At 74.3% G+C, this 11,681-nt stretch carries 11 protein-coding genes; 9 read left to right on the top strand and 2 right to left on the bottom strand.

Going from position 1 to position 11,681, the window contains the following annotated elements; genetic code table 11:
• Nucleotides 1–11 precede the first annotated feature (11 nt).
• Nucleotides 12–422, bottom strand: a complete 411-nt coding sequence (locus EBO36_RS05635) for a VOC family protein (RefSeq protein WP_122823748.1) — start codon at nt 420–422, stop codon at nt 12–14.
• Nucleotides 423–619: 197 nt separating this feature from the next.
• Between EBO36_RS05635 and EBO36_RS05630 the strand changes: the two genes are divergently transcribed.
• The 9 genes from EBO36_RS05630 (at nt 620) to EBO36_RS05590 (ending at nt 11,183) form a co-directional block, all read left to right on the top strand.
• Nucleotides 620–1,072, top strand: coding sequence for a DUF1801 domain-containing protein (locus EBO36_RS05630; RefSeq protein WP_122825475.1), 453 nt, complete (start codon nt 620–622; stop codon nt 1,070–1,072).
• 102 nt (nt 1,073–1,174) lie between these two features.
• Complete coding sequence (locus EBO36_RS05625) at nt 1,175–1,921, top strand: HEAT repeat domain-containing protein (protein ID WP_122823747.1); 747 nt, start codon at nt 1,175–1,177, stop codon at nt 1,919–1,921.
• Complete coding sequence (locus tag EBO36_RS05620; protein ID WP_122823746.1) at nt 1,908–2,921, top strand: HEAT repeat domain-containing protein; 1,014 nt, start codon at nt 1,908–1,910, stop codon at nt 2,919–2,921. Before EBO36_RS05625 ends, EBO36_RS05620 begins: the two co-directional genes overlap by 14 nt.
• Before the next feature lie 78 nt (nt 2,922–2,999).
• Nucleotides 3,000–4,505 carry a cytochrome ubiquinol oxidase subunit I gene (locus EBO36_RS05615; protein WP_122823745.1) on the top strand — a complete coding sequence of 502 codons (1,506 nt, stop codon included), beginning with the start codon at nt 3,000–3,002 and terminating at the stop codon, nt 4,503–4,505.
• Between the two features lie 12 nt (nt 4,506–4,517).
• Nucleotides 4,518–5,537 (top strand): cytochrome d ubiquinol oxidase subunit II, encoded by a 1,020-nt coding sequence (cydB, locus tag EBO36_RS05610; RefSeq protein ID WP_122823744.1) that lies wholly within the window; start codon nt 4,518–4,520, stop codon nt 5,535–5,537.
• A complete protein-coding gene (gene cydD, locus EBO36_RS05605; protein ID WP_122823743.1) occupies nt 5,534–7,384 on the top strand; it encodes a thiol reductant ABC exporter subunit CydD in 1,851 nt (616 codons plus the stop codon). Before cydB ends, cydD begins: the two co-directional genes overlap by 4 nt.
• The gene (gene cydC, locus EBO36_RS05600) at nt 7,381–9,294 is read left to right on the top strand and encodes a thiol reductant ABC exporter subunit CydC (protein ID WP_122823742.1); all 1,914 of its coding nucleotides are present in this window, start codon (nt 7,381–7,383) and stop codon (nt 9,292–9,294) included. Before cydD ends, cydC begins: the two co-directional genes overlap by 4 nt.
• 49 nt (nt 9,295–9,343) lie before the next feature.
• Nucleotides 9,344–10,252 carry a hypothetical protein gene (locus EBO36_RS05595; protein ID WP_122823741.1) on the top strand — a complete coding sequence of 303 codons (909 nt, stop codon included), beginning with the start codon at nt 9,344–9,346 and terminating at the stop codon, nt 10,250–10,252.
• A 64-nt stretch (nt 10,253–10,316) separates the two neighbouring features.
• Nucleotides 10,317–11,183 carry a hypothetical protein gene (locus tag EBO36_RS05590; protein WP_122823740.1) on the top strand — a complete coding sequence of 289 codons (867 nt, stop codon included), beginning with the start codon at nt 10,317–10,319 and terminating at the stop codon, nt 11,181–11,183.
• Here the strand turns inward: EBO36_RS05590 and EBO36_RS05585 are convergent.
• The gene (locus EBO36_RS05585; RefSeq protein WP_127572867.1) at nt 11,174–11,491 is read right to left on the bottom strand and encodes a hypothetical protein; all 318 of its coding nucleotides are present in this window, start codon (nt 11,489–11,491) and stop codon (nt 11,174–11,176) included. The genes EBO36_RS05590 and EBO36_RS05585 overlap by 10 nt on opposite strands.
• Nucleotides 11,492–11,681: the final 190 nt, after the last annotated feature.

The raw sequence follows: 11,681 nt of genomic DNA, 5'->3' as shown, positions 1-11,681 counted from the left end.
CCGGCCCGGGGTCAGGCGAGCTGGTTGATGCGGATCTGGTTGCCGGCGGGGTCGCGGAACGCGCAGTCGCGGACCCCCCAGTCCTGGTCCATCGGCTCCTGGACGACGTCGGCCCCCGCCGCCTCCAGCCGCTGGAAGAGGCCGTCCAGGTCGTCGGTCGCCAGGCTGACGGACGTGTACGTCCCCTTGGCGATGAGCTCGAGGATCGTGCGCCGCTCGTCGTCGGTGATGCCGGGATCGGCGGCCGGCGGGTGGAGCACGATCGAGGTGCCGGGCTGGTTCGGCGGGCCGACGGTGATCCAGCGCATGTCCTGGTAGCCGACGTCCTGGCGGACCTCGAAGCCGAGGACGTCGCGGTAGAAGTGCAGGGCGGCCTCGCCGTCGGTGTGCGGGAGGAAGGCGTACTGAATGGTGATGGTCATAGCGGTGACGCTAGCCACGGCACCCCGGCGCACGCTTCTTCATTCCTGACCGATCAGGCGCTCGATTCCTCACCATGGTCCCGTGAGCGCCGCGACGATGGTCACGAATGACGATGGTCACGAATGGAGAAGCGCCCACGTCGAGGACGCCCCTAGCGTCAGCGGTGACCCATTCGCCGAGCGGCTGGGAGGCCGTCATGACCCCGAAGATCACCGACGCCGCAGGCGGCGGTTTCTCCGACGAGGAGCGCGCGTCCATGAAGGCGCGCGCCGCCGAGCTGAAGAAGGAAGCGGGCCGCGGGCGCGGTCAGAAGAAGGCCACCGACGAGCTCGACGTGCTCGAGGCGATCGCGTCCATGGACGCGGCCGACCGCGCCCTGGCCGAGCGCGTTCATGCCGTCGTCACGACGCACGCCCCTGAGCTGTCGCCGAAGCTCTGGTACGGCCAGCCGGCCTACGCCAGGGACGGGAAGGTCGTGTGCTTCTTCCGGAGCGGAGCCGTCGACAAGGAGCGGTACTCGACGTTCGGGTTCACCCCCGAGGCGCACCTCGACGACGGTGGCCTGTGGCCCACCTCGTTCGCCGTGTCCGCGCTCGACGACTCGGCCGTCGAGACGCTCGCCGTCCTGGTGGCCAGCGCCGTCGCGTGAGGCCGACGGCGACCTCGGCACGTCCTGCGCCCGGACCACCGAATCGCCCTTGACCTTGACACTGTGTGAGGGCCTTGACTGGGGACGAAGGAGGGAGAACCCATGACCAGTCCCACCACACCACCCCCGACGACGGCCCTCACCGAGGCGCTGGAGGCCGCCGACCCGTCCGCGCGCCTGCAGGCGGCCCTCGCGGCGGGCACGCGCCCCGACCCTGAGCACGTCCCCGTCCTCCTGGCGCGCTGCGCCGTCGAGCCCGACTTCTACGTCCGCGACATGCTCACGTGGGCCCTCACCCGGCACCCGGCGGACCTCACCGTGCCGCGCCTGGTCGACGAGCTCCGCAGGCCGACCAGGCGGGCCCGCAGCCAGGCGCTGCACACCCTCTCGAAGATCGGGGACCCGCGGGGCTGGCCGGCTATCACCGCGGAGCTGCTGGCGGACCCCGACGACGAGGTGGCCCGGAGCGCCTGGCGCGCCGCGGTGGCGCTCGTCCCGGACGGCGCCGAGCCCGCCCTCGCCGCCACGCTCGCGACCCAGCTGGGACGCGGCCACCGGGACGTCCGGCTGAGTCTCAGCCGGGCGCTGGCCGCCCTGGGGACGGCCGCCGACGACGCGTTGGCCGAGGCGGCCTCGCACGGGGACGCCGAGGTGCGCACGCACGCCGTCGTCACCCAGCGCCTCGTGGAGGACCCCGACGAGGGGTTCGACGCCGCGGTCTTCGAGGCCGAGCGCCTGGTGGCCCTGGCGGCCGCGCCCCCAGCGGCATCACTGCCAGCCGCACCGCCGGCCGCCGCGTCGGCCGCCGTCACCGACGCCGCCACGGAGCCGCCGCATGCTCATCGGTGAGGTGGCGCAGCGGTCCGGGGTGAGCGCCCGGATGCTGCGTCACTACGACGCCATCGGCCTCGTCCGGCCCACGGGACGCACTGCCGGCGGGTACCGGGAGTACTCGGACGCCGATCTTAGGCGCCTGTTCCACGTCGAGAGCCTGCGCTCGCTCGGCCTCTCGCTCGTCGAGGTGCGCCGCGCGCTCGACGACCCCGGCTTCGCGCCGTCCGACCTCGTCGACGACCTCATCGGCGCGACCCGCGAGCGCATCGCCGACGCCGAGGACCTGCTCCGCCGGCTGGAGCAGGTGCGGGCGAGCGGCGCCGACGCCTGGCCGGACGCCCTGCGCACCGTCGCCCTCGTGCGCGGCCTCCACTCGGACGACCCGGTGCGCCGCCAGCGGAGCGCCCTGTCGGCCGACCGGACGGAGGCCACCGGGCTCGCCGGCACGCTCGCCGAGTCGCTCCTGGCGGAGGCGGACGAGAACGCCGCCGGCGTGCTGCGCTGGGCCGTCGAGCGGGCCGGGGGCGAGGCGCTGGCCGTCCTCGCCCCGGCTCTGGACTCCCCGGAGCCCGCGGTTCGTCTCCGCGCCGTGACGGCCATCGCCGAGATCTCGGCCGCCGACGCCGATGCCGTCCTCGTCGGCGCCCTCGAGCACCCGGACGAGGCGGTCCGCCACCGGGCCGCCCTGGCGCTGGGGACGCGCGGCGAGCTCCGCGCCGTGCCGGTGCTGGCGGGCATGGTGGCCAGGGGGGACCGGGACGTCGAGGCCGCCGAGGCGCTCGGGGCCCTGGCGGACCGGCACGGCTGCGCCGACGCCGTCGTCGGCGTCCTCGCCGAGCAGAGCGCCACCCGGCACGACGACCCCGCCGCCCGGATGCGGCTCGCGCAGGCCCTCGCGGAGCTGCCCGCCGCGGCGGCGCGCCCCGCGCTCGAGGCGCTCGCCCATGACTCCCACCCCGACGTCGTACGGACGGCGACGTACGTCCTGCAGCGTGGAGGGGCGAGCGGGACCTAGGTCCCCTACGCGGGGCGCGGACGGTTCCTACGGTCGTGGGGCACCCGTTTCGTCCCAAATCCCCACGAGGAGACTGTCGTGGAAGCCCTCGATCTGGCGCGGTGGCAGTTCGGCATCACGACCGTCTACCACTTCATCTTCGTGCCCCTGACGATCGGCCTCACGCCGCTCGTGGCGATCATGCAGACCGCCTGGTACCGCACGGGCAACGAGCGCTGGCTGCGCCTGACGAAGTTCTTCGGCAAGCTCATGCTCATCAACTTCGCCATCGGCGTCGCCACCGGCATCGTCCAGGAGTTCCAGTTCGGGATGAACTGGAGCGAGTACTCCCGGTTCGTCGGCGACGTCTTCGGCGCCCCCCTCGCGATGGAGGCCCTCGCGGCGTTCTTCGTCGAGTCGACGTTCCTCGGGCTGTGGATCTTCGGGTGGGACAAGCTGCCGAAGAAGATCCACCTCGCGTGCATCTGGGCCGTGGCCGTGGCGACGAACCTCTCCGCGTACTTCATCCTCGCGGCGAACTCGTGGATGCAGCACCCGGTCGGCGCGGTGTTCAACGCCGAGACCGGACGCGCCGAGATGGTCGACATCGTCGCCGTGCTCACCAACTCGACCCTGCTCGCCGCGTTCCCGCACACCATCGCCGCGGCGTTCCTCACCGCCGGCACGTTCGTCGCCGGCATCGCCGCCTGGTGGATGGTCCGCCTCGTCCGCAGCGGGGACACCGAGACCGCCCGCAACGTCTACCGTCCCGCCGTCGTGCTCGGCGTCGTCACGATGCTCGTCTCGGGCGTCGGCGTCGCGATCAGCGGCGACGTGCAGGGCAAGCTCATGTTCGAGCAGCAGCCGATGAAGATGGCCGCCGCCGAGGGGCTGTGCGCGACGGAGGACGGCGCGGCCTTCTCCATCCTCGCCATCGGGGACCTGCGCAACGACTGCGACGGCGTCGTCCACCTCCTCGAGATCCCCGGCATGACCTCGTGGCTGGCCAACGCCGACTTCGCCTCGACCGTGACCGGCGTGGAGGACCTCCAGGCCCAGTACGAGGAGCAGTTCGGCGAGGGGGTCGACTACGTCCCCAACCTCGCCGTCACCTACTGGAGCTTCCGGCTCATGATCGGCCTCGGCGCCGGCAGTGCCGCGCTCGCCCTGGTCGCCCTGTGGCTCACCCGCAAGGGACGCGTGAGCGACAACCCCTGGCTCGGCCGCCTGGCCCTCGTCGCCATCCCGATGCCGTTCCTCGCCTCCTCCTTCGGCTGGATCTTCACCGAGATGGGCCGCCAGCCGTGGGTCGTCCACCCGAATCCCGACCCGTCGGGCGTCGACGGCGTGTGGATGCTCACCGCCCGCGGTGTCTCCTCAGCCGTCGGGCCGGGGACGGTCATCGGCTCGATGGTCGCCTTCACGCTGCTCTACGGGATCCTCGCCGTCGTCTGGTTCCGGCTCATGCGGCGCTTCGCCATCGAGGGGGTCGCGGACACCGAGGCGGACCCGAGCCCCGACGCCCGCGGCGACGGGCCTGACGGCCACGACGGGCGCGACGGGCCCGCCGACTCCCCCGACCGCCCGCTGTCCTTCGCGTACTGACAGGAGCCCGACATGGACCTCCCGCTCATCTGGTTCCTCCTCATCGCGGTGCTCTGGACCGGGTACCTCGTCCTCGAGGGCTTCGACTTCGGCGTCGGCATGCTGCTGCCGGTCCTGGGCCGCAAGGACAAGGACCGCCGCGTCCTCATCAACACGATCGGTCCCGTCTGGGACGGCAACGAGGTGTGGCTGCTCACCGCGGGCGGCGCGACCTTCGCGGCGTTCCCAGAGTGGTACGCCACGATGTTCTCGGGGTTCTACATCCCGCTGCTGCTCATCCTGCTCGCCCTCATCGTGCGCGTCGTCGCCTTCGAGTGGCGCGGCAAGATCAACGACGACGGCTGGCGGGCCTGGGCCGACCGCGCCATCGTCTTCGGCTCGACGGTCCCCGCCATCCTCTGGGGCGTCGCCTTCGCCAACCTCGTGCGCGGCGTCCACCTCGACGCCGACCACCAGTACGTCGGCACGTTCTGGGACCTCCTCAGCCCCTACGCCCTGCTCGGCGGGGCGACGACGTTCCTCCTCTTCCTCACCCACGGCGCGGTCTTCATCGCGCTCAAGACCGACGGCGACATCCGGCACAAGGCCGGGCGCCTCGCCACGCGCCTCGCGGTCCTCACCCTCGTCGTCGCCGGCGGGTGGGCCCTGTGGACCCAGGTCGCGTACTCGGTGACGTGGACGTGGGTCCCCACGCTGGTCGCCGCCGTCGCCCTCGCCCGGCTCGTCGCCCTCACCCGCCAGGAGCGCGAGGGCCGCGCATTCGTCGCCTCGGCCGTCACGATCGTCGCCGCCGTCGTGCTCATCTTCGGCTCGATGTTCCCCGACGTCATGCCCGCGCTGGACCCGGCGAACTCGCTCACCATCCGCAACGCCTCGTCCACGGACTACACCCTGACGATCATGACCTGGGTCGCCGTCATCCTCACGCCGGTGGTGCTGCTCTACCAGGGCTGGACGTACTGGGTGTTCCGCAAGCGGATCAGCACCGCCCAGATCCCCGAGCACACCGGTCTCGTCTTCGAGCGCAGATGAAGCCCCTCGACCCGCGGCTGCTGCGCCGCGCCCGGGCGGCGCGGCGCTACGTCGTGCTCACCGCCACCACCGGGGTGCTCACGGCGGCGCTCGTCATCGCCCAGGCGCTCCTCCTCGCCCACGCGCTGGCGCCCGTCGTCACGGGCGAGGCCACCTGGCCCGACGTCGCCCCCACCGTGGGCTGGCTCGCGGCGGTCGTCGTGGCCCGGACGGCGGTGACGGCCGTCCAGGAGCGGTACGCCCACCGCGCCGCGACCCGCACCATCACCGACCTGCGGCGCCAGGTCCTCACCCACGCCGCGGCCCTGGGGCCGCGGTGGCTCGCGCGCGGACGCACGGCGAGCGTGGCCACCCTGGCGACCCGGGGCCTCGACGACCTCGAGCCCTACCTCGTGAGGTACCTGCCGCAGCTGCTGCTCGCCGCGACGGTCACGCCGGCCACCCTCGCCGTCGTCCTCAGCCTCGACTGGATCGCCGCGCTCACCATCGCCCTCACCGTCCCGCTCGTCCCCCTCTTCATGGCGCTCGTGGGGTGGCTCACCCAGGGGTACGCCGCGCGGCGGCTCGCGACCATGCAGCGCCTCGGCGACCAGGTCCTCGACCTCCTCGCCGGCCTGCCCACCCTGCGGGCCCTCGGCCGCGAGCGCGGCCCGGTGGCCCGGGTGCGCGCCCTCGGTGACGCCCACCGGCGCGCGACCATGGGGACCCTGCGCGTCGCGTTCCTCTCCGGGATGGTGCTCGAGCTGCTCACCACGCTCGCCGTCGCGCTCGTCGCCGTCGGCGTCGGGTTCCGGCTCGTCTACGGCCAGCTCGACCTCACCACCGGCCTCGCCGTCATCGTCCTGGCGCCGGAGGTGTACCTGCCGCTGCGCCAGGTGGGCGCGCACTTCCACGCCTCCGCCGACGGCGTCGCCGCCGCCGACCAGGCGTTCGAGATCCTCGAGACGCCCGTGCCCGCCCGCGGCACCGTCCCGGCGCCGGACCTGCGCTCCACCGTGGTGCGGCTCGAGGGCGTGTCGGTCGCCGCGCCCGACCGCGACCTCCTCGCCCCGGCGGACCTCACGTTCGCCCTCGCGCCGGGCACCGTGACGGCGCTGGCCGGCCCGAACGGGGCCGGGAAGTCGACCGCCGTCGCCGTCGTGCTCGGCCTGCTGCCGCCCACGTCCGGCCGTGTCCGCCTCGCCCCCGCCGACGGCGGCAGCGGGGGCGTGGACGACGGCGGCAGTGTGGGCCTGGACGAGATCGACCCGGAAAGGTGGTGGGCGCAGATCGCGTGGGTGCCCCAGCGACCGGCGCTGACCCCGGGCACGATCGCCGAGCTCGTCGACGACGGCCGCCCGGTCACCGTCGACGAACGTGACCGCGCCGCGGCCCTCACCGGCCTCGCCGCCGTCGTCGCCCGCCTCCCCCGCGGGTGGCAGACCCCCGTGGGCCAGGGCGGGCACGGGCTCAGCCTCGGCGAGCGGCAACGGCTCGCCCTCACCCGGGCCCTGCTCGACCCGGCGCCCCTCGTCGTCCTCGACGAGCCGACGGCGCACCTCGACCACGAGAGCGAGGCCGTCGTCCTCCGGGCCGTCGAGGCGCTCCGACGGCAGGGGCGGACGGTGCTGCTCGTCGCCCACCGCTCCACCCTGCTGCGCTGCGCCGACGGCGTCGTCGAGGTGCGCAGCGCGCCTGCCGAGGCGGGTGCCCCGGTGGACGTGGGCGTGCCGGTGGGCGCGGGCGTGCCGGTGGCGGGCGCTCTGGCGGCCGCGGGAGCGGCGACCGGCATGGAGGCGACCGGCGTGGCACCGGGCGTGGCGTCCCCGAACGCGGCGGCGCCCGGCGGCGACGGAGGTGCCCCATGAGGCGCCTCGCCGCCCTGCGCCGCGACCCGCTCGTGCGCGCGGTCCGGCTCCTCGACGTCTCGTGGCGCCGGGTGGGCCTGGCCGTGCTCGCGGGCGCCGGCGCCCTCGGCAGTGCCGTCGCCCTCGCGGCCGTCTCGGCGTGGCTCATCGCCCGGGCCTCGCAGATGCCCCCGGCGATGCAGCTGTCGATCGCCGCGGTCGCGGTCCGCACGTTCGGCATCTCCCGGGGACTGCTCCGCTATCTCGAGCGTCTCGCCTCGCACGACGTCGCCCTGCGCGGCATGACGAACCTGCGCACCGAGATCTACCGCCGCCTCGCCGAGGGCCGCACCGAGGCCGTCGTCGGCGTCCGCCGCGGGGACCTGCTCGCCCGGGTCGGTGCCGACGTCGACGACGTGGGCGACGCCGTCGTGCGCGGCCTGCTGCCGGCCGCCGTCGCCGTCGTCGTCGGTCTCGGCAGCGTCGGGCTGCTCGCGGCGTTCCTGCCGGCGGCCGGCGCGTGGCTGGGGCTGTGCCTCGTCGTGGCCGGTGTCCTCGCGCCCTGGCTCGCCACCCGGGCCGCGGCCCGGCTCGAGCGCGAGCAGGCCCGCGCGCGGGGGGAGGTCGCCGCGCTCACCCTCACGCTGCTCGACGGCGCGGGCGAGCTGGCGGTCTCGGGCCGGACGGCCTCCGTGCACGCGGCGCTCGCCGGTGCCGAGGCCGACCTCGCCCGGGCCGCCGACCGGGCCGCGCGCCCGACCGCGCTGGCGATCGCGGCCGGCCCGCTCAGCACCGGGCTGGCCGTCCTCGGCGCGCTCGTCCTCGGCATCCCCGCGACGACGGCGGGTGCGCTGGCGCCGGTGGAGCTCGCCGTCGTCGTCCTCACGCCACTCGCCGTCTTCGAGGCGGTCACCCTCCTGCCGGCCGCCGGCGTGCAGCTGCTCCGCTCCCGGCAGGCCGCGGCCCGGATCCTCGAGCTCCTCGACGCCGCCCGTCCCGGTGCCGGTCCCGGCGGCGCCCCCGGCGAGGCCGCCCCTCGCGTGGCCGCCCGCCGCGCGCGGGCTCAGGCCGCGCCTGCCCCGGCGCTCACGTCGACTGGCCCGGTCACGCCCGCGACGACACCCGGCCCCGTCCTCGAGGCCCGCGGCCTGGCCTGCGGCTGGCCGGGCGGGCCCACCCTCCTCACCGGCCTGGACCTGCGCCTTGAGCCGGGGCGCTCCGCCGTGCTCGTCGGGCCGAGCGGGACCGGCAAGACAACCCTGCTCCTCACCCTCGCCGGGCTCCTGCCCCCGCACGGCGGCGAGGTGCTCCTTGACGGCCGCCCCCTCGCCGACGTCGCCCCCGACGCCCGAGCCGCGGCGGTCGTCATGACGGGCGAGGACGCCCACCTCTTCGACACCACGGTCCTGGAGAACCTCCGCGTGGCCCGGGGCGACGTCGACGAGGCTGCAGCCCGTGACGCCCTCGGGCAGGTGGGTCTGGGGCCATGGCTCGACCGGCTCCCCACCGGGCTGGACACCGTCCTCGGTGCCGACGGCGCCCAGGTCTCCGGCGGCGAGCGGCGCCGGCTGCTCGTCGCGCGGGCGCTGCTCGCCCGGGCGCCCCTCCTCCTCCTCGACGAACCCACCGAGCACCTCGACGCGCAGGGCGGCGCGCTCATGCACGACCTCCTCGCCGGCGACCTCCCGCTCGCCCGGGACCGCGGCATCCTCGCCGTGACCCACCGGTTCGAGGGCATCGAGGCCGCCGACGACGTCATCGTCCTGGCCCCGGACGGGACCGTCCGGCCGCCTGCGGAGCACGGGGACGACGGCGGTGACCGTGCCCGTGCCGCCGATGCTGCCGGTGACGGCCCGGTCGACGATGGCGCTGCCGGTGCCGACCCGTGGATCCCGGCCGACCACGCACCCGCGGGCCACCGCCGGCCCTGACGCCCCGTCGGCGGACGGAGCGGCAGGGCGCCGCGCGTGAGCCGCTACTGTGCAGCACCACGACGAGGGGCTGCACATGACGACAAAAGCACGGGGCACCGGGCCGCACGGCGGGAGCCGGAAGAAGCCGGCGACGGACAGCCTCGGGCGGCAGACCACCGGGCGCGGCGCCCTCGCTCGACGGATCATCAGCATCGTGGGCAACACGGTGGGGACCGTCGCCCTCGTCCTCGGTCTGGGAACCGTGTTCTGGCTGCTGTCGCTCACCGCGAGGGGCAAGTCGATCAGCAGCGCGTTCCCCGAGGACATCGGGGGCACCCCGACCATCGCGTTCCCCGCCCTCATGGCACTGGTCTCCATGATCGCCCTCTTCTTCGGGCAGTACGCCGCGCGCGGGCGGTGGGGCACCGGCAAGGATTCCCGGTTCTCGAGCGGGAGCGTCACGGTCCTCCTGCGCCCGATCTCCGTGGGATGGCACGCCGCGCTCCTCGCGCTCGCACTGGTGGTCTGGGGGCTCGTGGCGCTCGGCCCCGTCGTGCTCGACGTCCAGGGCCGGATCGCCGCCGAGGACTACTCGGAGGCTCTCGGCGAGATGTGGTTCACGGCAAACGCCTACGGCGCGCTCAGCGGTGCCCTCGCCGCAATGATCGGCGTCTCCCTGGTCAAGAAGCTCACCTACAACCGGTCCTTGCAGCGCCACGCGTCGAGCATCCAGGACGGCTCACCGTCGCAGCTGCGGTGGAGGTCCGTGTCGCACATCTGGCGGACCGAGCTCGGGATCGCGGCAGTCGCGGGGATCGCGCTGGGCCTCGCGCCGCTCATCGCGCACCTGGGCAGCCTCACCGAGGCCCTGCCGTTCGTCGCTGTCGGCGTGGCACTGCTGGCGGGCGCGATCGCCATGGCGCTGAACGCCTGGCGCTCCGGCCTGCCCGTGGAGCGGGTCGAGTCCTACACCTGACCCGACCCCACCCGGCATGACCCCACCGCACCCACCACGCCGCACCGCACCCGAGGGACGTCCCGTGACTGAGCGCCAGAACGAACCGCACGCCGATGCCCCGGCGACGGACGACCTCGGTCGAGCCACCACCGGGCCGGTGGCGCGGGCCCGGTTCATCGTCGCCCTCGTCGGCAACACCGTGGGCGCGCTGGCGCTGCTCGTCGGCGCCGGCACCGTGTTCTGGCTCCTGTCGCTCACCGGGGGCGACGAGCCGATCAGGAGCGTGGTCGAGGACGACACCACGGGCACCGAGACCATGTCGTTCCCCATCCTCATGGCCCTGCTCTCCATGATCGCGTTCTTCTTCGGCCAGTTCGCCGCGCGCGGACGCTGGGGCGCGGACGAGGGCTACCACTCCTCCGGCGGCAGCTTCACAGTCCTGCTGCGGCCCGTCTCCGTCGGACTGCACGCGGTGCTGCTCGTCGTCGCGTTGGCCGCCTGGGCGCTCGTCATGGTCGTCCCCCTGGTCCTCGAGGCGCAGGGCGCGATAGCGGCGTCGGACGGTTCGACTGCCCTCTCGCAGTACTGGACGGTCGTGACCGTGTACAGCGTCGTCACGGGCGCCCTCGCCGGGATGACCGGCGTCTCCCTGCTCAAGAAGCTCACCTACAACGAGTCCCTGCGGCGCCATGGGTGGACCATCCGCAAGGGCACACCGTCGCAGCTCCGGTGGCGGCTGGTGTCGCACATCTGGCGTGCCGAGCTAGGGATCGCGGCAGTCGCCGGGGTCGCGCTCGGCCTCGCGCCGCTCGGAGTTCACCTGGAGAGCACCGTCTTCAGCGTGTCCTTCGCCGCGGCGGGCGCGGCGCTCCTGGCGGGCGCCGTCGTCATGGCGCTCAACGCGTGGCGCTCCGGCCTGCCCGTGGAGCGGGTCGAGTCCTACACCTGAGCGTTGCGCGGATCCTGAGCCAGTTCGTCGACGGCCGTCACCAAGTCGGACAGCCCAGGCTCCTCGACCGGGAAGTGGTCGCACTTCCGCAACACCACGAGGTGCGTCGGACCGGCGGCCCGGGACAGCACTCGAACGCTCAGTTTCGCCGGGTCCCGTCCCCGCCGGGATGAAAAGGCCTGCCAGTCGCTCGGATCGAGCAGGCAGGTGGCGGCGACCGCGTCCGTGCGACGGGCGAGTGCGAGGTGCACGTCGTGACGCCGCCACTGCCGGGCCGGCAGGAACCGCACGTACGGGTTGGAGTGCACGCTGCCCACGCTCGTCACCGCGCCCTGTCACTGATCACCGCGCTTCACGATCGCGTCCGGGGACGTCGGCCCCCGTCCCGCAGACACGGCGACCGGTGTGTGACCGGACACTGCCCCCGGCGGGTCGGGCTCTCCGCTACTGTCGCTCGCGGCATCGCCTCTCCCGTCACCAGTGCAGGCGTGCCCATCA

It is taken from the genome of Georgenia faecalis, assembly GCF_003710105.1.
GTDB lineage: Bacteria > Actinomycetota > Actinomycetes > Actinomycetales > Actinomycetaceae > Georgenia_A > Georgenia_A faecalis.
The sequence above is the reverse complement of the archived record's forward strand: the minus strand, read 5'-3'. Positions and strand labels throughout refer to the sequence as shown.

What these genes read in the sequence shown, in the direction of transcription:
- EBO36_RS05635 (WP_122823748.1), bottom strand. Translation starts at nt 422, where the DNA reads ATGACCATCACCATTCAGTACGCCTTCCTCCCGCACACCGACGGCGAG.
- EBO36_RS05630 (WP_122825475.1), top strand. Translation starts at nt 620, where the DNA reads ATGACCCCGAAGATCACCGACGCCGCAGGCGGCGGTTTCTCCGACGAG.
- EBO36_RS05625 (WP_122823747.1), top strand. Translation starts at nt 1,175, where the DNA reads ATGACCAGTCCCACCACACCACCCCCGACGACGGCCCTCACCGAGGCG.
- EBO36_RS05620 (WP_122823746.1), top strand. Translation starts at nt 1,908, where the DNA reads ATGCTCATCGGTGAGGTGGCGCAGCGGTCCGGGGTGAGCGCCCGGATG.
- cydB (WP_122823744.1), top strand. Translation starts at nt 4,518, where the DNA reads ATGGACCTCCCGCTCATCTGGTTCCTCCTCATCGCGGTGCTCTGGACC.
- cydD (WP_122823743.1), top strand. Translation starts at nt 5,534, where the DNA reads ATGAAGCCCCTCGACCCGCGGCTGCTGCGCCGCGCCCGGGCGGCGCGG.
- cydC (WP_122823742.1), top strand. Translation starts at nt 7,381, where the DNA reads ATGAGGCGCCTCGCCGCCCTGCGCCGCGACCCGCTCGTGCGCGCGGTC.